General features: G+C 41.9%; 22 protein-coding genes. 20 read left to right on the plus strand and 2 right to left on the minus strand.

Features of this window, described 5'->3' with window-relative positions; translation table 11 throughout:
- Positions 1–16: 16 nt before the first annotated feature.
- From ACIQZD_RS18585 to ACIQZD_RS18635, 11 genes are all read left to right on the plus strand, one after another.
- Positions 17–928, plus strand: a complete 912-nt coding sequence (locus ACIQZD_RS18585) for a dihydrodipicolinate synthase family protein (RefSeq protein ID WP_402905252.1) — start codon at positions 17–19, stop codon at positions 926–928.
- On the plus strand, positions 925–1,872 hold the full coding sequence (locus tag ACIQZD_RS18590; RefSeq protein ID WP_402905254.1) for a U32 family peptidase: 948 nt from the start codon (positions 925–927) through the stop codon (positions 1,870–1,872). Before ACIQZD_RS18585 ends, ACIQZD_RS18590 begins: the two co-directional genes overlap by 4 nt.
- 66 nt (positions 1,873–1,938) lie before the next feature.
- Entirely contained in the window at positions 1,939–2,898 is a 960-nt protein-coding gene (locus ACIQZD_RS18595; RefSeq protein ID WP_402905256.1) for a C-terminal binding protein, read from the plus strand.
- Between the two features lie 14 nt (positions 2,899–2,912).
- Complete coding sequence (locus tag ACIQZD_RS18600; RefSeq protein WP_402905258.1) at positions 2,913–3,776, plus strand: fumarylacetoacetate hydrolase family protein; 864 nt, start codon at positions 2,913–2,915, stop codon at positions 3,774–3,776.
- Between the two features lie 23 nt (positions 3,777–3,799).
- Complete coding sequence (locus ACIQZD_RS18605; protein ID WP_402905260.1) at positions 3,800–4,756, plus strand: sugar kinase; 957 nt, start codon at positions 3,800–3,802, stop codon at positions 4,754–4,756.
- Positions 4,757–4,769: 13 nt separating this feature from the next.
- Positions 4,770–5,402, plus strand: coding sequence for a bifunctional 4-hydroxy-2-oxoglutarate aldolase/2-dehydro-3-deoxy-phosphogluconate aldolase (locus tag ACIQZD_RS18610; protein ID WP_402905262.1), 633 nt, complete (start codon positions 4,770–4,772; stop codon positions 5,400–5,402).
- Positions 5,403–5,575: 173 nt separating this feature from the next.
- Positions 5,576–6,391 (plus strand): ATP-dependent sacrificial sulfur transferase LarE, encoded by an 816-nt coding sequence (gene larE / locus ACIQZD_RS18615; protein ID WP_402905264.1) that lies wholly within the window; start codon positions 5,576–5,578, stop codon positions 6,389–6,391.
- Positions 6,388–7,158 carry a nickel pincer cofactor biosynthesis protein LarB gene (gene larB, locus ACIQZD_RS18620; protein ID WP_402905266.1) on the plus strand — a complete coding sequence of 257 codons (771 nt, stop codon included), beginning with the start codon at positions 6,388–6,390 and terminating at the stop codon, positions 7,156–7,158. Before larE ends, larB begins: the two co-directional genes overlap by 4 nt.
- Complete coding sequence (larC, locus tag ACIQZD_RS18625; RefSeq protein ID WP_402905268.1) at positions 7,139–7,969, plus strand: nickel pincer cofactor biosynthesis protein LarC; 831 nt, start codon at positions 7,139–7,141, stop codon at positions 7,967–7,969. Before larB ends, larC begins: the two co-directional genes overlap by 20 nt.
- Positions 7,966–8,442, plus strand: coding sequence for a nickel pincer cofactor biosynthesis protein LarC2 (gene larC2 / locus ACIQZD_RS18630; protein ID WP_402905270.1), 477 nt, complete (start codon positions 7,966–7,968; stop codon positions 8,440–8,442). Before larC ends, larC2 begins: the two co-directional genes overlap by 4 nt.
- Positions 8,439–9,077: an urease accessory protein UreH gene (locus tag ACIQZD_RS18635; protein ID WP_402905271.1), complete on the plus strand. Its 639-nt coding sequence runs from the start codon at positions 8,439–8,441 to the stop codon at positions 9,075–9,077. The genes larC2 and ACIQZD_RS18635 overlap by 4 nt, the downstream gene beginning before the upstream one ends.
- Before the next feature lie 397 nt (positions 9,078–9,474).
- Here the strand turns inward: ACIQZD_RS18635 and ACIQZD_RS18640 are convergent, their stop codons facing one another.
- Positions 9,475–10,392, minus strand: coding sequence for a DMT family transporter (locus tag ACIQZD_RS18640; RefSeq protein WP_101225455.1), 918 nt, complete (start codon positions 10,390–10,392; stop codon positions 9,475–9,477).
- 392 nt (positions 10,393–10,784) lie between these two features.
- Between ACIQZD_RS18640 and ACIQZD_RS18645 the strand changes: the two genes are divergently transcribed.
- The 8 genes from ACIQZD_RS18645 to ACIQZD_RS18680 all read left to right on the plus strand — a co-directional run bounded on the left by ACIQZD_RS18645 (position 10,785) and on the right by ACIQZD_RS18680 (position 18,948).
- Positions 10,785–11,741, plus strand: a complete 957-nt coding sequence (locus ACIQZD_RS18645; RefSeq protein ID WP_402905274.1) for a sugar kinase — start codon at positions 10,785–10,787, stop codon at positions 11,739–11,741.
- Positions 11,742–11,767: 26 nt separating this feature from the next.
- Positions 11,768–12,790, plus strand: a complete 1,023-nt coding sequence (allD, locus tag ACIQZD_RS18650) for an ureidoglycolate dehydrogenase (RefSeq protein WP_402905276.1) — start codon at positions 11,768–11,770, stop codon at positions 12,788–12,790.
- Complete coding sequence (locus tag ACIQZD_RS18655) at positions 12,787–13,806, plus strand: zinc-binding alcohol dehydrogenase family protein (RefSeq protein WP_402905278.1); 1,020 nt, start codon at positions 12,787–12,789, stop codon at positions 13,804–13,806. Before allD ends, ACIQZD_RS18655 begins: the two co-directional genes overlap by 4 nt.
- Before the next feature lie 13 nt (positions 13,807–13,819).
- Complete coding sequence (locus ACIQZD_RS18660; RefSeq protein ID WP_402905280.1) at positions 13,820–14,440, plus strand: bifunctional 2-keto-4-hydroxyglutarate aldolase/2-keto-3-deoxy-6-phosphogluconate aldolase; 621 nt, start codon at positions 13,820–13,822, stop codon at positions 14,438–14,440.
- Positions 14,441–14,452: 12 nt separating this feature from the next.
- On the plus strand, positions 14,453–15,529 hold the full coding sequence (gene uxuA / locus ACIQZD_RS18665) for a mannonate dehydratase (RefSeq protein ID WP_402905282.1): 1,077 nt from the start codon (positions 14,453–14,455) through the stop codon (positions 15,527–15,529).
- A complete protein-coding gene (locus ACIQZD_RS18670) occupies positions 15,526–16,362 on the plus strand; it encodes an SDR family oxidoreductase (protein ID WP_402905284.1) in 837 nt (278 codons plus the stop codon). The genes uxuA and ACIQZD_RS18670 overlap by 4 nt, the downstream gene beginning before the upstream one ends.
- A gap of 186 nt (positions 16,363–16,548) precedes the next feature.
- Positions 16,549–17,550: a LacI family DNA-binding transcriptional regulator gene (locus ACIQZD_RS18675; protein ID WP_402905286.1), complete on the plus strand. Its 1,002-nt coding sequence runs from the start codon at positions 16,549–16,551 to the stop codon at positions 17,548–17,550.
- A gap of 156 nt (positions 17,551–17,706) precedes the next feature.
- Positions 17,707–18,948: an MFS transporter gene (locus tag ACIQZD_RS18680; protein WP_402905288.1), complete on the plus strand. Its 1,242-nt coding sequence runs from the start codon at positions 17,707–17,709 to the stop codon at positions 18,946–18,948.
- 68 nt (positions 18,949–19,016) lie between these two features.
- Here the strand turns inward: ACIQZD_RS18680 and ACIQZD_RS18685 are convergent, their stop codons facing one another.
- Positions 19,017–19,883, minus strand: a complete 867-nt coding sequence (locus tag ACIQZD_RS18685) for a helix-turn-helix domain-containing protein (RefSeq protein WP_402905290.1) — start codon at positions 19,881–19,883, stop codon at positions 19,017–19,019.
- Between the two features lie 194 nt (positions 19,884–20,077).
- On the opposite strand from ACIQZD_RS18685, the gene ACIQZD_RS18690 reads away from it, so the two are divergent.
- Complete coding sequence (locus tag ACIQZD_RS18690) at positions 20,078–21,583, plus strand: UxaA family hydrolase (protein WP_402905292.1); 1,506 nt, start codon at positions 20,078–20,080, stop codon at positions 21,581–21,583.
- Positions 21,584–21,600: the final 17 nt, after the last annotated feature.

The following is a 21,600-nucleotide window of genomic DNA, read 5'->3' on the forward strand; positions in this document are numbered from 1 at the left end:
TAAAGGAGGGAAAATAATGGACTTTCATGGCATAATTCCACCGGTAGTCACCTTATTTGATGAAACGGGAAACCTGGATATGGAGCTGAACAGAAGGTATATCGACCTATTAATCTCACGGAATATTGACGGTATTTTGTTGATGGGAAGTTCAGGTGAGTTCTCATCACTTACAACAGAAGAAAGAAAATTATATGTACGCGAAATGATAAAGCACATTAACGGACGAGTGCCAGTTATGGTCGGAGTCGGGCATACTGCTTTAAAAGAGGTGCATGAACTGACTTCTTATGCAGAAGAGCATGGAGCGAACGGCATTCTCGTAGTCAACCCATATTACTGGAAGCTGTCTGACGAGCAATTATATCGACATTTTTCCAGCGTAGCGAATCATACTAATCTGCAAGTTTTCATTTATAACATCCCGCTCTTGACAGGACAAAATTTATCAATCGAATTGATTAAAAAATTAGCCCAAGATCATTCAAACATTGCGGGTATTAAAGAGACGGTCAGTGATTTCGGCCACCTTCGTCAAGTGCTGGCGGAAGTGAAGGAAGTTCGCAGTGATTTCAGAGTCTTCTCTGCGTTTGACGAGCATTTGCTTCCGGCTCAAATGATTGGTGCAGCTGGGAGCATTAATGGAAGCGCTGTCTTTGCCCCGGAAATATCCGTTCATTTATATGAATCGTATCATAAAGGGGATCTCGCTGAAGCACAGAAAAATCATCAAGTGATTTCAAAACTGATGGATGTGTACAATTACGGTCCGACATTTTTTACAGCCATGAAAGAAGCCGTTCATCAGCGCTGGTTTGACGTTGCGGCTGGACACCGTGCACCATGCGATGTATACCCTGCTGATTTGAGTGACAAAGTAGCTGCTCTCTTAAAAAATATAGATATGAAAGAAGGCGTCCAAAAATGAAAGAATCACGCGACTTGCTCGAACAATTAGGCTACCCATCTACTGATCTTAAAGAACTTCCTACATCGACGAAAACATTTCCAGATGGAGCTCAATACCGCATTGAACTACCAAGTGTAGAAGGTCCAGCTGCCCTAAAAGAAACATTGAAAGAAATTGACCGACTCGGTTTGACTATTCACCGAATATCTCAGGGCAGCGGCATCATGCTTCAAACGGATGAAGAAATTAAAGAAATGTGTGAAATGACAGCAGAGCGCGGCATGGAGCTCAGTTTGTTTGTCGGTCCCAGGGGTTCATGGGATGTCAGTGCGGGACCTATTACGCCAGGAGGTAAATCTCAGGGAATCCGCCATGAAGGATCCGACCAGCTTGTTTATGCCATGGAAGACTTGAAAAGAGGAGCTGCACTTGGTCTTCGCGGTGCGTTAGTTGCGGATGAAGGACTCCTACTTTTAACGAAAGAAATGAAAAAATATGGACAGCTTCCGGAAGACTTTGTTGTTAAAGTATCGGTTCAAATGGGTTCAGCCAATCCAGTATCCGTTAAATTAATGGAAGACATCGGAGCGGATACCTACAACGTGCCACCTGCATTAACGCTGTCTAAACTTGCAGCGATCCGACAATCAATAGACATTCCAATTGATTTATACGTTGAAGTTCCGGATACCTTTGGAGGCTTTCTTCGCTATTATGAAATACCGGAAATAATCCGTGTATTGGCGCCAGTTTACATCAAATTTGGTCTTCGTAATCACCCAGATGTATACCCTTCAGGAAAACAATGGGAAAGTACGAACATCTCACTCGCTCAAGAACGTGTACGCCGTGCAGCAATTGGTATTCAAATGATCGAACGATACTATCCAGAAGCAAAAACATCGAAACTCGGTGCAAAAGGACTCGGAATTGCGAAAATTGAAAGGGCAGCAGTTAAATAATGAGATTAACGTGAGGGAACCCCTCTGATATTTACGTATTTATTACTAAAAAGGAGTTGAGCCCAAATGTCCTTTAAAATTTTATTAACGGATTACGAATTTGAACATTTGAAATATGAAGAAGCGATTTTTCAAGAAAGCGGTCTTGAAATCGAATTCATCAAAGCGCAATGCAAAACTGAAGAAGAAGTAATGGAGCAGGCAAAAGAAGTGGATGCAATTTTAAATCAATATGCTCCTATCTCACGCCGAGTCATTGAGTCGCTTGAAAACACGAAAATCATTTCCCGTTATGGTGTTGGCGTCAATACAATTGATCTCCATGCGGCTAAAGAAAAGGGGATTACTGTCGCCAATGTACCGGATTATGGCATGGAAGAAGTATCGAATCATGCATTGGCACTTTTACTTTCGTCGGCGCGGAAAGTGACACTGTTAAACAAGGAAGTGAAAAAAGGTAACTGGGACTTTAAAGTGTGTGTCCCGATTCATCGTTTTAACGAACAAACGGTTGGGGTTCTAGGCTTTGGCCGGATTCCGCGCCGTTTCATTGAAAAGGTGAAACCGCTCGGCTTTAAAACTGCTGCTTATGACCCTTTCGTATCGGCGGCAGACATGGCTGCTGTCGGGGTTCAAAAAATGGATCTCGATGAAATTATAGGCGAAGCCGATTATTTGTCGATCCATGTGCCCTTAATTGATGATACATACCACCTGATCAATGAGGAGCGCCTTAAAGAAATGAAGAGTAATGCGGTCATCATTAACACGGCACGTGGACCGATAATCGATGAAAAAGCACTTTCCTATGCACTTGAAAAAGGGATAATTGCAGGTGCTGCACTTGATGTGACAGAAAATGAGCCGGTCCGAATCGATAGCCCGCTACTCACAATGGAAAATGTCATCATTACGCCGCACAGCGCCTGGTATTCTGAGGAAGCGATGGTTGAACTTCGTCAAAAAGCAGCAAGAAATATCGTTCAGGTCTTAAAAGGAGAAAAAACACCATACGCATTAACTTAAGAAAGGGGAAAAATATGAAAATAACAACTTTTTCCGTGCAAACCGAACAGCACATCGGTCTTGTTAAAGATGATCAAATTATTAGCTTAACGGCCCTCGGTCCAGAAGAATTTCCTGCTTGCATGAAAAAATTCATAGAACGAGGCAGCGAGTTGCGTTCACGTGCTGAACAGTTAATCGAGCAACGGGTAAATGACGATGCAATATTCAAACTGTCAGAAGTAAAGATCCTGCCGCCAATCGCAAAGCCGGATAAAATCATTTGCGTAGGACTTAACTATTTTGATCATTGCAAGGAAACCGGGATGGAACCTCCTGAATCACCGGTCATTTTTTCAAAATATGCTAATGCCATTGCCGGACATAATGATGCGATTGAAATCCCGATTAATTCAACCGAGGTCGACTTTGAAGCAGAGCTTGCGTTTGTCATTGGTAGAGAAGCTAAACATGTGTCAGAAGAAGAGGCAGATGACTACGTCTTTGGCTACACGATCATGAATGATATCAGCGCCCGAGATTTGCAATTTCAGGACGGCCAGTGGTCAAGAGGCAAAACGGCGGACACATTTGCTCCATTTGGTCCTGTTGTCGTTACACAAGATGAAGTGGGTGATCCTCACAATTTAGCGATTTCGCTTGAATTAAACGGTGAAATTATGCAGGATTCAAATACAAGCAACCTAATTTTTACGGTTCCGAAAATCATATCATTTTTATCACAGTCCATGACACTAAAGCCAGGTGATTTGATTGCAACAGGCACGCCACCTGGCGTTGGAATGGGACGGAATCCGAAAATCTGGTTGAAAAACGGTGACCGGATGAACGTCAGTATTGAGAGGATCGGCACACTTTCTAACTACGTAAAAGCCTGACAAGAGAGAAAGAAGATGATGACATGGATGTTGTAACTATCGGAGAAACAATGACTTTGTTTACCCCGAATGAAGAAGGGCCGCTTCGCCACGCCAGATCTTTTTCGATGAAGTTTGGCGGTGCGGAATCCAATGTCGCGATCGGATTAAGCCGCCTAGGTCATAGGTCGCGTTGGATAAGCCGGCTTGGCGAGGATGAATTTGGTGATGCCATGCAATCGTTTATTCGCGGTGAAGGCGTTGATGTTTCGTATGTGACGCGAGACCCTGATGCGCCTACCGGAGTCTTTTTTAAAGAATTAAGACGGCTAAATGATACTCGAGTTTATTATTATCGGAAAGATTCGGCAGCAAGTAAAATGACGCCTGAATTACTATCTGATCTTGCCATTCAAGACGCCGCTTATCTCCATATTACCGGGATTACTCCTGCACTCGGGAATTCGTGTCAGTCGCTCTTGGATAAAGCGATCCGCATTGCTAAAGAAACCGGAACAAAAATCGTCTTTGATCCGAATATTCGCTTGAAAATATGGGGTGATGAAAATGAAGCACGTCACTTCATAACGAAGTACGCCTCGGAAAGTGACATCGTCATGCCTGGAGTGGCCGAAGCCGAATTTTTATTCGGTTCCCATACTCCGGAGAAATTTGTCGATCATTTTCATCAACTCGGAGTCGAAACAGTTTTGCTGAAATTGGGCAAAGAAGGCTCTTTAATTTCCGCCCCGTCTGTTCCGAAAACATACGTTCCTGGATTTTATGTGGAACGGGTCGTTGATCCCATCGGTGCTGGGGATGCTTTTGCATCCGGTGTACTTTCCGGACTGCTTGATGGACTGCCGCTAGATGAAGCTGCAAGGCGTGGAAATGCCATGGGTGCAATGGCAACGATGGTAAATGGCGATGTTGAGGGTTTGCCGGTCCGTGCCGATCTCGAATTGTTCATGAGTGGCGGCGCAGATGATGTGACAAGGTAGAAAGGTGGAAAAAATGACTAAACTAGAAGAGCTTAAACATGGGAAGCTGGTCGCCGTCATTCGCGGTGCACGCCCCGATCAAATTATACCAATCGCACGAGCCCTGAAAGAAGGAGGCATCCGAACACTCGAAATTACAGTAGAAACACCTAAAGTTTGCCATTTGATTGAAAGAGTAAAAGCGGAGTTTGGTGATGATATCATAGCAGGTGCCGGTACAGTATTGGATCCTGAAACGGCCCGTGCGGTCATAATGGCAGGGGCGGAATTTATCTTTTCTCCAACCGTCAATGTAAAAACGATTAAAATGGCGAAGCGCTATGGCGTTATTAGCATCCCAGGTGCGCTCACACCAACCGAAATATTGACTGCTTATGAGCATGGAGCTGACATTATCAAAGTTTTCCCCGTAGCTGCATTGGGTGTTAGTTACTTTAAAAATCTTAATGGGCCGCTTCCTCACATCCCTCTAATGCCAACTGGCGGTGTCAACCTTGACAACCTCGCTTCATTTTTTAAGGCAGGTGCCATCGCGGCGGGACTTGGCGGTTCATTGATCAATCCTGCGAAATTGATTACAGGTGAAGATTACACCAGGCTGGCAGAAACGGCAAAAAAATTCTCGGCTATCGTACAAAAAAGCTAAAGCAGTCCGACGCTTATATTAATATCAGTTCAATAGGCGCTGGAAATGAAAGTATGACTGTATGTTATTTCCTCCTTCCTACCAATTTGATGTATCCGTTAAATTTCCATCAAGGGTGTTATTGCTGGCGGACAGTAGATAAATTAAGACAAACCAGAAAGGGGAAAAGAGCTATGTTACTAGAAAAGTACAGTAATCTGCAGGGTATTCTCCAAAAAATGGAGTCGGTTGTGGTCGCTTTTTCAGGAGGGGTGGATAGCACGTTTTTGCTAAAAGTCGCTATTGATACTCTGGGTTATGATAATGTGTTAGCCATTACAGCAGATTCGGAAACCTATCCGTCGAGTGAGTTGAAAGAAGCCATTATGCTAACAAAATGGATTGGTGCCAACCATCGTGTCATTCAAACTTCGGAGTTGGCCATTCCTGGATATAAAGAAAACAATCAGAATCGCTGTTACTTTTGTAAAAGTAGTTTATTTGACCACCTGCTCCCTATTCTTGAAGAATATGAATTTAATAATATTATTTATGGAGTTATCGCTGATGATGCTAATGAATTTCGTCCAGGCATGAAAGCAGCTAAAGAAAAAGGAATCAGGGGACCTCTTCTAGAAGCCGATTTATTCAAAGAAGAAATAAGAGTATTGTCCAAGCAAGCCGGTTTGCCAACCTGGGATAAACCTTCATTTGCTTGCCTATCCTCACGAATAGCATATGGCGATATCATTACGAAGGAAAAATTGACCAAAGTGGATAAATCAGAGGCGTACATAAAATCACTGGATATTCATCAGGTAAGAGTCAGGACGAATGAGGATACTGCCCGAATTGAAGTTGAACCCGCTGATATGCCGCGAGTGCTTCAATACCATGTGGCGATCACGAAACGGCTGAAGCAATTTGGTTATAAGTATGTATCAATGGATCTCACGGGCTATACAAGCGGAAGTATGAATATGGCGCTTAAAAAGGAAGAAATGTTATGATTGACGATATTTTGGAGCAGGTTCAAAAGGGTTCATTGACAGTTGCGGAAGCGAAGGGAAAACTTGCATCCTATGAAAATTTAGGGTTTGTAAAAATCGATCATCATCGTAAAAGGAGACAAGGCTTTCCCGAAATTGTGTTTGGAGAAGGGAAAACAGCTGAACAAATCTTAACGATTGTACAATCACTGCGAACAAGGAATGATTCTGTGCTTGTGACTCGTATTTCTCGGGAAAAAGCAGTATTTGTACAAAAAGAATGTAGTGATTTTGAGTACAACGATATGGCACGGACACTTGCTTGGGTTAAAGAAAAGCCGAAATCAGTTGGTTCATATATTGCAATTGTGTGCGCCGGGACATCGGATTTGTCCGTTGCTGAAGAAGCTGCCGTGACGGCCGAAACTCTAGGTATTCCAGTCAGGCGTATATACGATGTAGGTGTTGCTGGTCTGCACCGCCTCCTTGATAATATTGACGAGATACGAGGGGCTACCGTATCAGTTTGTGTCGCGGGGATGGAAGGGGCACTTCCAAGTGTGTTAGGAGGCCTTGTCACGAATCCAATTATTGCTGTGCCGACAAGTATTGGTTACGGTGCTAATTTTAACGGTTTATCGGCACTTTTATCGATGCTAAATTCATGCGCATCGGGTGTAAGTGTTGTGAACATAGATAATGGATTTGGTGCAGCCTACAATGCAGCGATTATATACAAACTTGTACATAAAAAGGAGGTCAATTGTGATGAGGACTTTATATTTTGACTGCTTTTCCGGCATAAGCGGAGATATGGTTATTGGCGCGTTGATTGATGCAGGCGCAGACCCTGTACAAATGGAAGAAGAGTTAAAAAAGCTGAACATAGATGAAGAATATAATCTGTCATGGGGGAAGGTCGTCAAAAATGGCATTACGAGTACTAAATTTGATGTCATTCTTACCAGTAAATCAGAGCAAACACATGAACACAGCCACAGCCATGGACATGAAAACAGTCATGGACACAGCCACAGTCATGGACATGAACACAACCATAGCCATGTACCTCACAATCATCATGGCAGCCGGACCTACAAACAAATTGTAGAAGCTATCAATGAGGCGAACTTTAATGAATCCGTAACAAACATGTCACTCGCCATTTTTAAGAAGATTGGTGAAGCGGAAGGGCACATACACGGGCTTCCTCTTGATAAAGTTCACTTTCACGAGGTAGGAGCGGTAGACTCAATAATAGATATAATCGGGGCTGCAATTTTAATCGATCAGCTAGGTATTGAATCAGTTCAGTCATCAGCCATTCCCACGGGATCTGGACATATACATATTGATCACGGCATATATCCTGTTCCTGCACCTGCCACTCTTGAAATATTAAAGGGGGTACCGATTGCCTCAAACGATATTCGTTCTGAATTAGCAACGCCGACCGGTGCGGCCATCGCTGCGGTTTTAGCTGAAAATTTCGGCTCGCTTCCACCCATGACCGTCGAATCGATTGGCTATGGTGCGGGAACAAAAACATTCGAAAATCATCCGAACGTCCTACGCATTATTATAGGGGAGATCCAATGAAGCGCCCACCTGATCATGAGCATCTTGATGAACAAATGGTAAAAATGGAAGTGAATCTAGATGATATTTCCGGTGAATGGCTTGGTCATGTAATGGATTTGTTGTTTGAATCAGGAGCAAATGATGTATTTTATACACCAATCTTTATGAAAAAAAATCGACCGGGGGTGTTATTGCAACTTCTCTGTTCACAGCAGGTGATTTCGAAAATGAAGAAGATATTATTTGCTGAAACGACGACTCTCGGTATACGCTACTATCCTCTTACCGTGCACCGGCTTGAGCGCTCTTTTTTCAATGTGAATACTCAATGGGGGGAAGTGACGATGAAGAGAGGGATCCATGAGGGATTGACCTTGCAGCAGGCACCGGAATATGAAGATTGCCGTAAAATTGCCGTACAGAACAATATACCTCTTAAAAAGGTGTATGAAGAAGTATGGAAGTGTCTCGGGGGGGTGGTAGAGAAATGAGTTTGGTGTCGATTCTTACATTTGGATTCCTATTGGGGATAAAGCATTCATTAGAGCCGGATCATGTTATTGCGGTAGCAACCACGGCAGGAAATACGAAAAAATTATCGCGTTCCACTCTAACGGGGGTGTATTGGGGAATAGGCCATACATGTACGCTGTTTCTTATAGGTATGCTGTTTATTTGGATGAAAGGGGAAATTCCAGAGTCGTTAAGCATGACGCTGGAATTCGGTGTTGGCATTATGCTTGTTATGCTAGGGGCGAAAAGCTTATTTAAAGCTCGCCCTAATATCACGAACGACAAAGATAGATTTCGTCCTTTTTTGGTGTCTGCTTTAATTGGGTTCGTCCATGGTCTCGCAGGCAGTGCCGCAATGGTCATTTTAACGATGTCGACCGTAACCGGTATAGGCGAAGGATCCATCTATATAATTATATTTGGCGCGGGCACAATTATTGGCATGCTGTGCTTTACAACTTTACTAGGCATACCGTTTGCTTTGAATGGAAAGGACATCGTTTTAAACCGAATCTTCATCAAACTGGCGGGAGCTATAAGTTTTTCATTCGGACTTTATTATATATACAAATTGGGTGTAACAGAAGGCTTGTTTGCGCTCTGGGCTAATTGATTTACTTTATAAGCTGACTGAAATCTCAGGCTGTCTGTAACCCATGGACAGTCTCTTTTATTTTTATTGATTCATCAAAACCAATATTAAGTAGACAATATGTCTTCAAGGAGGTTTCTCAGAAAGAAAAGGGCCACAACTGACAAAAAGGCTTGTCTTAATGGGCACACTTCAATGGACATGTCCATGCAAATTTCCGGGTATATTGTAACGGGTATGAATCCCCAATTATTATTCTGCAAGTATGTTTCAAGGTTAATTATTATCTGTAGATGGAGAGAGGATGAACAATAAATAATAAGACCCTATGACACTGCTAAGCCATTTTTAAAAGGGATGGTAGTGTCATAGGGTCTCTATTTTTATAAAGCACGAAAACCAGGTTTTGCTGTAGCCGTTAGGCAGATATGCGTTTATTTTTCCGTTGAAGAATCCATATTTCTATTGCACCGGAGCCAAGCAATACTCCTGAAACAATGAATATAAGTCCAATGAAATGTGCAGGAACTATGGCTTCATTAAGGAAAAATGCTGCCCCTAACAAAGAGAATAAGGTGTTTAAGTTAAGAAATATCGATGATTCGGCTGCGCCTACCTTACCAATGGCATAATTATAGCTCATGTGCCCGAGGGCAGTGGCAAAAATAGCAGAGAACAAAAAAGCTCCCCAGATGGATGGCGGTGCCGTTGCCAGTGAAGATAAGCCCTCTGGTTCCTTCCATAAGCTGATGGCAAAAAGAATAAAAGACCCGATAAGCATCATGTAGCCGGTTAGTAATCGTGGATCCATAGTTTTTGAGGCTTTATTAATGAGTATGAAACTCAGTGCCTGTGAAAGAATGGAAAGTAAAATATCCACATCTCCCAGATTAATAGAATGAAGTCCTCCACTTCCTGCCATAACGGTAAAACTCACGCCTAGCGCACCGCATATAAAGCCAAGAAGCCGGATTAAAGTGGGCTTTTTACGAAAGAATATCATGGTCAAGATGACAGTCAATATTGGCCCCATGCCCAAAATCAGTCCAGCATTTGAGGCGGAAGTCTTCGTCAATCCCTCAGCTAAAAAATAATGATGAAAAACGACACTCAAAAGTGCTCCTCCAAAAACGTAAAGAAGTTCACTTTTTTTAGGAAGACGTATTAATCCAAAGAAGAAAAGAATAATAATGACGATAAGAGAAGCAGTGAAAATTCTCAAAGAAGTGATTGTTACGGGCTGCGTATGCGCAACTAAAATTTTAATAACTGAGACATTTAACCCCCACGTGATCATTATTCCGGTAAGTAAGATGTATATTTTCAAAAAACTCATTCCAAACAACCTTTCAAACTTATTTAACAATTGATATATTATACAACTTTCACTAAATTAATAGCAAAGAGTAAAATTTGATTGAAAGCCCGAGGATGAAAAACCAGAAACTCTAAATCATTAAAAAATAGGAAAGAAATACCCCCTTCCACTTTACCTTAATATGGGTTTTTATCATGAATTTAGCTGAAATATATTCAAATAAAAATAAAATTACAAATTATCAAACTTTTCTATTGTTTTTGGTAGGGTTTTCATTTACAATTTCCTTATGATTTACCAAACCGGTTTAGTAATTAACTAAATCGATTTAGCAATGAAGCATAATGAAAGTGATATGATCAAATGTTTTTCTTTTTATTTGTGATTGTTCGAAAGAAGGAGGTACTGTATTGTCATCAAAATATGGTGTTTTAACGCTGGGCGACGCCATGATTACGCTAAATCCGGAAGAAACAGGACCTTTAAGATTCGTAACCCGTTTTGAGCGAAAAGTAGGAGGCGCTGAACTGAATTTTGCAATTGGCTGTGCAAGGCTAGGCATGCGGGCAAAATGGATAAGCCGTTTAGGCAAGGACGAGTTCGGCAGAGTTATCTATAATTTCGCTCGTGGGGAAGGCGTGGACATGAGTGATGTTGCCTTTGTAAATGGATATCCAACATCCCTTAACTTTAAAGAAATCCGGGAAGATGGTTCCGGAAAGACATTTTATTACCGCTATCAATCTCCCATTTTAACTTTAAAACCGGAAGATATAACAGAAAAGATGTTTGAAGAGATTGATATAGTCCACCTTACTGGAGTATTTTTGGCTATAGATCCCAAAAATGTGGATATTGCCAAGAGGGTAATGGACATTGCAAAACAAAAAAATATACCTGTTTCTTTTGATCCGAATATTCGCTTAAAGCTATGGTCCATCGAGGAAGCAAGATCAGTTTATTATGATATTTTTCCATATATTGATATTTTGCTTACAGGTTTAGATGAAATAAGGTTGATCATCGGGACTGACTCTAAAGAATCTTTGGCAAAATTCGCGAAGGTGAATGATATTGATCAGCTTGTCATCAAGGACGGGAAACATGGTTCAAAACTTCATACCAAAAATGAATGGCATGAAAAAGAAGCCTTCCCTGTTATGCCCCTGGACACTGTTGGAGCGGGAGATGGTTATGATGCCGGTTATATTTACGGATATCTTCATGGCTTATCCATTGATGAAAGATTGACATTCGCAAATGGTGTAGGAGCTCTTGTCACAACTGTTGCAGGGGACAATGAAGGATTACCATATTTGGATGAAGTAATGCCTTTCATACAGAATGAGGCCGTTATAGAAAGATAGATGACTGAAAGAAACGAGGGAAGGAAATGGCAACAGTAACGATTCAAGCCGAGGAAGCAAAACGATTAGTCATACAACAGCTGACCAAAGTGGGTTTAAATGAAGAAAATGCCGGGAAAATCGCGGAAGTATTGGTTCATGCAGATCTCAGAAATGTCAATTCTCATGGCGTTTTACGAACAGAGCATTATGTGAACCGGTTACTGGCAGGAGGCATAAATCCCGATGCACAGATTTCCTTCCAAAAGACAGGGCCCGTTACCGGTGTGGTTGATGGAGATGATGGATTTGGTCATGTGATAGGTGACGTGGCCATGGACCATGCGATCGAAATGGCTAGAGATAATGGCGTGGGCATGGTGACTGTTTTTAATAGCAGCCATTGCGGAGCACTAAGCTATTTCGTTCAAAAAGCCGCAGATGCAAAGTTGATTGGAATCGCAATGTCACATACCGATAAAATTGTGGTCCCGTTCGGGGGAAAAACATCATTTCTTGGCACCAATCCAATCGCTTACGGAGTTCCTGCCAAAACGAAGAAACCCTTTATCCTTGATATGGCAACATCCAATGTTGCACTGGGGAAAATCCTCCAGGCACGAGAGGAAGGAAAGGAAATCCCTGAAGGATGGGGAGTGGATGAAAATGGAGCTAATGTCACAGATCCGAATAAAGTCGTTTCCCTTTCCACTTTCGGAGGCCCGAAAGGCTATGGTTTATCCGTAATTGTAGATGTGTTTTCTGGATTATTGGCCGGTGCGGCATTTGGCCCGCACATTGGGAAAATGTATGAAGATCTTGATAAGAAACGGAAGCTTGGACATTATTTTTGTGTAATTAATCCTTCGTTCTTTACGGATTCAGATATATTCTTAGAGCAAATGGATCGAATGATCGAAGAACTGCAACAGGTTGAACCTGCTCCAGGGTTCGATCGCGTATATGTACCGGGAGAGATTGAACAAATCAATGAAGAAAAAAACATGAAACAAGGTATTACGATAGCATCAAGTGTTTACGAATTTCTTACAAAGCAGGTGGAGAAATGAAAGCGGTTCAAGTACGGAAAGCTCATGAACTTATCATTCAAGAAGTGGAAAAACCACGCATTTCGAACTCGACGGATGTCCTTGTAAAAGTAAAAAGAGTCGGGATTTGCGGATCGGATATGCATATTTACCATGGTACCAATCCTCTTGCTACGCTGCCGCGGGTCGTTGGGCATGAAGTAGCGGGAGAAGTTGTGGAGATAGGTCAAGGCGTTTCGGGCATAAAAGTTGGGGACCACGTTGTTATTGAGCCCATCAGTTATTGCGGGGAGTGTTACGCCTGCCGTAAAGGTCGCCAAAATGTTTGTGGAAAACTTTCCGTTTTTGGTGTGCATGAAGATGGTGGGTTGAGGGAATGGTTCGTCCTTCCCGAGAAACAATTACATGTTGTGGATTCCGCTTTAGCTTGGGATGAAATAGTATTGGCGGAGCCATACACAATCGGCGCACAGGCCGTTTGGAGAGGCGAAGTGGATGAAGGGGAAACCGTGCTAATCCAGGGAGCTGGGCCTATTGGAATTTGCATATTAAAGATGGCAAAGCTTCAAGGAGCATCAGTGATGATCACGGATTTAAGTGATGAGCGTTTGGAATTCGCTAAAGAAAGCGGCGCTGATATCACCGTCCATGCGGGAAAGGAAGATGTTCAAAAACGAGTGGAAGAATGGACGAATGGCGAAGGGGCCAACGTCGTCATTGATGCAGTGTGCTTGCCGATGACATTTGAATTGTCCTTCGATGTCGTGTCAACGGCGGGGCGGATTGTCGTACTCGGTTTTGATGAACGCCCTTCAGCGGTTTCCCAGCTGCCAATCACTAAAAAGGAAGTATCTGTGAAAGGCTCTAGATTGCAAACCGACCAGTTTCCAAAAGTGGTAAAACTTTTGAATGAAGGCAAACTCAGACATGAAGGTTTAGTTACCCATACATTTTCGCTCGATGATATCCAGGAAGCATTTAATTTTGTTGAAAATCATCCCGAACAAGTTCGAAAAGCGATCATCGCTTTTAATTAAGGGGGTAGGGATCATGGATAAACACTCAATCATACATCAAATAACGGAAACGAAAGTTGTAGCTGTTATCCGGGGACAGGATGCAAAAGAGGCGGTACAGCTTTCTAAAGCAGCTGTGGAAGGCGGTGTTCAGGCAATCGAATTGACTTATACAACACAGGGAATTGAAGAAGCTTTCAAAGAACTGCAAAATACGGAAGCACTCTTAGGGGCAGGCTCCGTACTTGATTCTGAAACGGCACGACATGCGATTTTAGCTGGCGCCAATTTTATCGTCAGTCCCTATTTTGTCAATGGCGTAGCCGAACTTTGTAATCGATACGGCATTCCCTATATGCCCGGATGCATGACAATTAGAGAAATGGCTACATCATTGGAAGCAGGTTGTGATGTTTTAAAGTTATTTCCGGCAAACCATTTCGAACCTTCTTTCATCAAGTCGGTTAATGGTCCACTGCCCAATGTAAGGATCATGCCAACCGGCGGAATTAATTTAGAGAACATGAAGGACTGGCTTAATGCAGGCGCGGTAGCAATCGGGATCGGCAGTGACTTGAATAAAGCCTATCAGAATGGCGGCTTTGAGGCCGCAGTGGAATTAAGCAGAAAATACATGCAGAAAATTGCGGAATGATGGAGGTGCATGATGAACATTACATTTAGATGGTACGGGAAAGACAATGATACTGTTACATTGGAGCACATTAAACAGATTCCCGGAGTGAAAGGGATTGTCTGGGCACTACACCAAAAACCTGTTGGCGAGGTATGGGAAAAGGAAGAAATTAAAAAAGAAATCGAGTATATCCAATCATTTGGTTTTCACACGGATGTCGTAGAAAGTGTAAATGTCCATGAATCGATTAAATTGGGTAACGAAGATCGCATGATATATATAGAGAAATACAAAGAGACGATCCGGAATCTTTCGGAAGCTGGAGTGAAAGTCATTTGTTATAACTTCATGCCGATCTTTGATTGGACTCGTACTGAAATGTTCCATCCTTTGGAAGATGGCTCAACTGCCCTGTTTTATGAAAAGGCGAAAGTGGATACGTTAGATCCACAAGATTTAATTCGTACGGTAACGGAAGCCTCAGATTTAACTTTACCAGGTTGGGAACCAGAAAAGATGGATCAAATCTCTGAATTATTCGAAGCTTACAAAACTGTGGACGAAGAGCAACTATGGGCGAATCTTGAAATATTCCTAAAAGAAATATTACCTGTTGCCGAGGCTTGCGGCATTAAAATGGCTATTCATCCGGATGATCCGCCATGGTCCATTTTTGGCCTTCCAAGAATCATCACCGGAGAGTCGAGCTATGAAAAACTGATCTCGATTTCGGATTCACCATCGAATGCGTTTACCATGTGTACAGGCTCGATGGGGGCAAACCCTGAAAATGATATGGTCCAGGTGGCTAAAAAGTATGCAAACCGTTCGCCTTTCTCCCATATAAGAAATGTGAAGATTTATGAAAATGGCGACTTTGTGGAAACATCCCATCATACCCAGGATGGATCCATCAATATACAGGGCGTCGTGGAAGAATTGAATAAGCAAAATTATACTGGTTATGTCAGACCGGATCATGGCCGCCATATATGGGGTGAAGATTGCCGCCCAGGTTACGGTTTATATGACCGAGCATTGGGAATCATGTATTTGCTCGGATTATGGGATGCATATGAAGCTGGTAAATCAGGTGGGGAATCATGATTCCCATCCATGAAAACTTAACGAACAGGGTGGCAGTGATCACTGGTGGCAGCGGTGTTTTATGTTCCAAAATGGCTGTTGAATTGGCCCGTCATGGTGTCAAGATAGCTATATTGAACAGAACGGCAGAAAAAGGTCAAGAAGTGGTCGAACTCATTGAACAAGCAGGGGGGACTGCGATATCAATCGCGGCAGATGTTTTGAATAGAACCTCATTGGAGGATGCGAGAGGGAAAATAATAGAAACATTCGGAAGAGTGGATCTATTAATAAATGGAGCGGGCGGCAATCATCCTGATGCCATTACAGCTCCAGAGAAATATGGGGAAGAAGCAGAAGGAAAATCATTTTTTGATCTGGATGAAGATGGTTTCTCCCAAGTTTTTGCCAGTAATTTCACCGGTACATTTTTGGCAAGTCAGGTTTTTGGAAAAGAATTATTGCAAGTGGAAGCACCAGTTATCGTAAATGTATCTTCCATGAGCGCCTACGCTCCAATGACTAAAGTACCAGCATATAGTGCCGCCAAAGCTTCGATAAATAATTTTACCATGTGGATGGCTGTTCATTTTGCCGAGGAAGGTTTACGGGTGAATGCCATTGCTCCAGGATTCTTTTTGACGAAGCAAAATCGGAATCTTTTGCTTAATGAAGATGGCAGCCTGACGGCAAGGTCTGATAAAATCATTACTTCAACACCCATGAAGCGTTTCGGGCAGCCTGAAGATTTACTTGGTACCTTGCTTTGGCTCGTTGATGAATCCTATTCGGGCTTTGTCACAGGAATTACGGTACCGGTCGATGGGGGCTTCATGGCATACTCGGGCGTCTGAAGCCAGGTCCAATAAAAAGGCGAACAAGTTAACGTGATTAAATTAGCTCCACGGGTTGGGAAATTGTCTTTTTTCTGCATCAGAAGGTGATTGTAAAGCTTTACTTATTATAATAGAATATTCCTTATATATAAGCCATTTTGGTATTAGGCAGAGAATTGAAATCACACGACAGGAATGAATGAAATGAAAACCATTACAATTACTGATGTCGCCAATCACGCGAAAGTATCAAAAAGCACAGTTTCCCAATACCTGAACAAACGCTATGAATATATGAGTGAAAAAACAAGGAAAAAAATTGAAGAAACAATAGAAGAGTTAAACTATCAGCCTAATATAATAGCGCGCAGTTTAAAACAAAAATCCACTTTTACCGTTGGGGTAGTGGTTGCCAATATCCTTCACACGTTTTCAACGCAAGTTATTAGAGCTATAGAAAACTACTTTTATGAACAAGGGTTCCACATTATCGTATGCAATGCAGATGACAATCCTGAAAAGGAAAAGAATTATATTGAAATGCTAAGAGCTAAACAAGTGGATGGGATCATCATTTTCCCCACAGGGGACAATCTTGATTTATATCAACGTATGAAGAGTGATCAATTCCCGATTGTTTTCATGGATAGGACGATCGAAGAATTGGATATCGCTACAGTCATGCTCGATAATCATCTTGCTTCCAAGTTAGCGATCGATCGGTTTATTGAAAAGGGTTTTGAAAACATTGCAATCATAACGACTTCAATAATACGCGATATCAGTCCTCGAATCGAACGGATCCAAGGTTACAAGGATTCGCTCGCGTCACATGGGATACCATTCAATTCTGATTATATAAAAACAGTGAATGCAGATGAAATTCCGGTTGCACTTTCAGAATTTTTCGAATTGGAAAAGCCGCCTCAAGCCATATTGGCAGGTAATGATATCGTACTTAATGAAGTATTGCGTTATATGAAACAACACGAAATCAATATACCTGATGACATAGCAGTCATAGGAATCGATGATGTTCCGTATGCAAGTTTCTATACACCGACCATCACAACGGTTAATCAGCCAGCCATTGAAATGGCCAACTTGGCAGCAGAGTTACTGCTTAGTCAAATCAATAAAACAGGAAAAGAGGATACAAGCGTCCATCGCTTGAAACCGACTTTGCTTTCAAGGAATTCTTGCTAGAACCGGATGTAAGAATTCCTGTGAAAAAGAAAGCGCTTTTTTTACGGGGATTCTAAACCGATTTAGTTAGCTCATATAGGCTTTACTCTTGGTTATTAAATGGAAACGTTTCCAAAAATGCTGCTGCATTTACAGAAACGTATAGGGGGGTACTTTATGTTTTCAAATGGTAGAGGAATGGTTATCGTTTTCTTGTTCTTGGCAGGGGTAATAAATTATCTGGACCGATCTGCACTGTCCATTGCAGCTCCGTTCATCCAAGATGATTTATCCTTAACAGCAACACAGATGGGAATTATCTTTAGTAGCTTTTCAGTTGGTTATGCCGTATTTAACTTCCTTGGAGGCATGGCGTCCGATAAATGGGGTGCAAAGCTTACACTTTTCGTGGCGATGATCGTTTGGTCTTTATTCAGCGGTGCACTTGTGCTGGCTGTCGGTTTTGCCAGTATGATAGTCATCCGCATCCTGTTTGGGATGGGCGAAGGCCCTCTTTCGGCAACCATCAATAAAATGGTCAATAACTGGTTCCCGGCAAATCAACGGGCATCTGTCGTTGGTTTGACGAATAGCGGGACGCCGCTTGGTGGCGCCATCGCAGGTCCGATAGTTGGATTCATTGCCATCTCATATGGATGGAGAGTTTCTTTCATTGCTATAATGGTGATTGGTCTTATATGGGCGGTTTGCTGGTGGAAGTTCGTTAAAGAAAAACCAGAAGAGTCAAAGGAACAGAAACATACAGGAAAATCTTATGTAGCGGCAACATCGGAAGAAAAGGTGAAGTTCACCTTTTATTTAAAACAAAAAACGGTTTTATTTACAGCTCTAGCCTTTTTTTCCTACAACTATATTCTCTTCTTTTTCTTAACTTGGTTCCCAAGCTATTTGGTGGATGCACGCGGCCTAAGTGTGGAAAATATGAGTATCATTACAGTGATTCCTTGGATTTTTGGATTCATCGGACTTGCTTTGGGTGGATTCGTGTCGGATTTCTTCTTTAAAAAATTCGCTCAAAAGGGTGTTTTATTCTCACGTAAACTGGTGCTTGTAACATGTTTGTTCTTATCGGCAGTATGTATCGGTTTTGCCGGACTTGTATCCACGACGTTCAGTGCGGTAACGCTTGTAGCACTTTCCGTCTTCTTCCTATATTTGACTGGTGCCATTTACTGGGCAATCGTCAACGATGTCGTAGACCCTGGTAATGTTGGATCTGTTGGAGGTTTTATGCATTTCTTGGCAAATACAGCAGGAATCATCGGACCGACGTTAACAGGATACATTGTCGATTCCTCAGGCACATACACAGTTGCATTCTTGCTTGCTGGTGGATTGGCCATCGTTGCGTCGCTAGCAGTCATCCGTTTTGTACGACCGATAGTAAAGCCTGCGTAATAGATTGTTAGAATGGAAGTGTCTCCCAAAGGGAAGACACTTCCATTTTTTATGTTTAATAGGCATGCCTAGCGGATCCGATTTTCTTTTCGAAATGTAGCTGGTGTCTTTTCATTGTATTTCTTAAAGGTACGATAAAATTGGGGCATGCTTTCAAAACCACACATTTCAGCAATATGGGCAATGGTGTGATTCGTTTCCAGCAAAAGTTCCTTTGCCTTGATGATTCTTTTCGTGTTTAGATACACGATTAAGCCAATTCCAGTCGTTTCCTTAAAAACCCTGCTGAAGTGAGCGGGACTGACCAAAGCTTTTTGTGCAAGTGCCGTCAGTGTTAATGGTTCATCAATATGTTCATTGATATAGATTAAAATATCTTTGATCCATTCTGAACTATAGCTGCCCTCGGATAAATCTTCTTTGCCATTTATCCGGGTACGGTATAGATCAAGTATGATCTGGTGAACGATCAGCATACAAGCATGCCTCGAGCCCATTGATTGGCTAGTTGTTTCTTGCAGGATGAGCTGTAGCTGTTCCTCCATCTTTATTTGTTTCTTTTGCGGCAATGATATTTTATAATTCTTACTCTTTTTTGTAAGATCAAACAAATGTAAATATGAAAAAGAATCATCAACCACATCTTTATATATTAATGTGGGACTGAAAAAGATAATGGTGGAGGTGACAGGGTCGTCCTTATTCGGTAATGCCCTATGAATGGTATTATTCGGGATCAGGAATACATCCCCTTGCTGCATATCATAAAACACATCACCGATAAAAAAGGTCCCTTTACCATTATAAACATAAACAATTTCATAATAGTCATGCATATGATCGGACAATTCATTCTGGGGACTTTTCGTATCTTGATAGACAAAAGAAAATGGGAAAAGTAAATCATGGTTTAATGCATTATGGATTTTTTTCATTTGTTCATCTCCTGAAAGTATAATACAACAAGAATAAGTATATTTATAGCAAAATACGCAATTTATATTACATAAATTGATGTTAAAATTAAAATAGATTTAAAAAATAAAAAATTCAAGAAAAAAATGAAAGGGCTTTCGGAATGGAGTGACGTTTGGTTCTGAACGTCTTACTCATGATAAGGAGGGACAAAATGAATAAATTTGTTCAATCGCATTCAAATGATGACGTTGTTATTTCCTTGGAGGGGATTCATAAAGGACAGAGCCTCCAGATTCAAACAGAAGACAGGGGAATGATTCATATCAAGGCAAATGACGACATTCCTAAAGGGCATAAGATGTTAGTGAAACCGGTTAAAAGAGGGGAGGACGTAATCAAATTTGGCTACTCGATCGGAAAAGCTAAAGAAGATATCTCCATTGGCGATTGGGTTCACACCCATAATCTAACATCCGGTTTACATGGTATATTGAATTATTCCTATCAACCTAGCATTCAAGATACAAAAGAGCCAAGTCAGAATCATACCTTCCAAGGATATATCCGTGAAAATGGGGAAGTGGGTATCCGGAATGAAATCTGGATCATCAATACGGTAGGTTGCATCAATAAAACATGTGAACTTCTCGCTGAAATGGGCAATGAGCAGTTTAAAGATCGTCAAATCGATGGGGTTCATCACTTTTCCCATCCCTACGGTTGTTCTCAATTGGGAGATGATTTGACCCATACGCGGAAACTATTGGCAGCCTTGGCTCAACATCCAAATGCAGCAGGGGTTTTAGTTGTAGGATTAGGGTGTGAGAACAATCAAATCGAATCATTTAAAGAAGCCATAGGCGAATTTCCTCCTAATCGGATTAAATTTTTAAAAGCCCAGGAGGTTCAAGATGAATTGGAGAGCGGCTTACGTTTAATGGGGGAATTAGTGGAATATGCGGAAGGGTTCGTACGCCAGACCGTACCGGTTTCAAAGTTGAAAATAGGCTTGAAGTGCGGGGGTTCCGATGGTTTTTCAGGCATTACCGCTAATCCATTGGTTGGTGCGGTTTCCGACTTAATAGTAGAAAATGGCGGGACCACGATATTGACAGAGGTTCCTGAGATGTTTGGAGCGGAAACAATATTGATGAACAGGGCAAGGGATGAAGAAACCTTTAAGAAAATCGTTGGCCTTATTAATGATTTCAAACAGTATTTCATTCGCCATGATCAGGAAATTTATGAAAACCCTTCACCTGGAAACAAGGAGGGCGGCATAAGTACACTGGAGGAAAAATCACTTGGATGCACGCAAAAAGGTGGCCATGCCACTGTAGTGGATGTAAGCCCATATGGACAACGAGTGGTGAAGCATGGTTTGAATTTAATCAATTCTCCTGGAAATGACCTGATTTCGGTGACGGCTTTGGCAGCAGCCGGCGCACATATCGTTCTATTCACTACGGGAAGAGGAACGCCATTTGGGGGACCGGTGCCAACTGTAAAAATAGCTACGAATTCGGATTTAGCCGATCGTAAAAAGCACTGGATTGATTATAATGCCGGGCGATTGATAGAAGGTCAAAAGATCGATGAATTAAAGGACGATTTATTCCACTACATTCTTGAGCTTTCATCCGGTAAAAAGAAAACGAATAATGAAAAATTCGGATATAGGGAGATAAGCATCTTTAAAGAAGGAGTCATTCTCTAATACATACACAATTTCTA

Source organism: Peribacillus sp. NPDC096447, assembly GCF_044762725.1.
Classification (GTDB): Bacteria; Bacillota; Bacilli; order Bacillales; family DSM-1321; genus Peribacillus.

Excerpts from the sequence above, each read along its gene's own strand:
- ACIQZD_RS18585 (WP_402905252.1), top strand. The coding sequence starts at position 17 with ATGGACTTTCATGGCATAATTCCACCGGTAGTCACCTTATTTGATGAA.
- ACIQZD_RS18590 (WP_402905254.1), top strand. The coding sequence starts at position 925 with ATGAAAGAATCACGCGACTTGCTCGAACAATTAGGCTACCCATCTACT.
- ACIQZD_RS18595 (WP_402905256.1), top strand. The coding sequence starts at position 1,939 with ATGTCCTTTAAAATTTTATTAACGGATTACGAATTTGAACATTTGAAA.
- ACIQZD_RS18600 (WP_402905258.1), top strand. The coding sequence starts at position 2,913 with ATGAAAATAACAACTTTTTCCGTGCAAACCGAACAGCACATCGGTCTT.
- ACIQZD_RS18605 (WP_402905260.1), top strand. The coding sequence starts at position 3,800 with ATGGATGTTGTAACTATCGGAGAAACAATGACTTTGTTTACCCCGAAT.
- ACIQZD_RS18610 (WP_402905262.1), top strand. The coding sequence starts at position 4,770 with ATGACTAAACTAGAAGAGCTTAAACATGGGAAGCTGGTCGCCGTCATT.
- larE (WP_402905264.1), top strand. The coding sequence starts at position 5,576 with ATGTTACTAGAAAAGTACAGTAATCTGCAGGGTATTCTCCAAAAAATG.
- larB (WP_402905266.1), top strand. The coding sequence starts at position 6,388 with ATGATTGACGATATTTTGGAGCAGGTTCAAAAGGGTTCATTGACAGTT.
- larC (WP_402905268.1), top strand. The coding sequence starts at position 7,139 with ATGAGGACTTTATATTTTGACTGCTTTTCCGGCATAAGCGGAGATATG.
- larC2 (WP_402905270.1), top strand. The coding sequence starts at position 7,966 with ATGAAGCGCCCACCTGATCATGAGCATCTTGATGAACAAATGGTAAAA.
- ACIQZD_RS18635 (WP_402905271.1), top strand. The coding sequence starts at position 8,439 with ATGAGTTTGGTGTCGATTCTTACATTTGGATTCCTATTGGGGATAAAG.
- ACIQZD_RS18640 (WP_101225455.1), bottom strand. The coding sequence starts at position 10,392 with ATGAGTTTTTTGAAAATATACATCTTACTTACCGGAATAATGATCACG.
- allD (WP_402905276.1), top strand. The coding sequence starts at position 11,768 with ATGGCAACAGTAACGATTCAAGCCGAGGAAGCAAAACGATTAGTCATA.
- ACIQZD_RS18655 (WP_402905278.1), top strand. The coding sequence starts at position 12,787 with ATGAAAGCGGTTCAAGTACGGAAAGCTCATGAACTTATCATTCAAGAA.
- ACIQZD_RS18660 (WP_402905280.1), top strand. The coding sequence starts at position 13,820 with ATGGATAAACACTCAATCATACATCAAATAACGGAAACGAAAGTTGTA.
- uxuA (WP_402905282.1), top strand. The coding sequence starts at position 14,453 with ATGAACATTACATTTAGATGGTACGGGAAAGACAATGATACTGTTACA.
- ACIQZD_RS18670 (WP_402905284.1), top strand. The coding sequence starts at position 15,526 with ATGATTCCCATCCATGAAAACTTAACGAACAGGGTGGCAGTGATCACT.
- ACIQZD_RS18675 (WP_402905286.1), top strand. The coding sequence starts at position 16,549 with ATGAAAACCATTACAATTACTGATGTCGCCAATCACGCGAAAGTATCA.
- ACIQZD_RS18680 (WP_402905288.1), top strand. The coding sequence starts at position 17,707 with ATGTTTTCAAATGGTAGAGGAATGGTTATCGTTTTCTTGTTCTTGGCA.
- ACIQZD_RS18685 (WP_402905290.1), bottom strand. The coding sequence starts at position 19,883 with ATGAAAAAAATCCATAATGCATTAAACCATGATTTACTTTTCCCATTT.
- ACIQZD_RS18690 (WP_402905292.1), top strand. The coding sequence starts at position 20,078 with ATGAATAAATTTGTTCAATCGCATTCAAATGATGACGTTGTTATTTCC.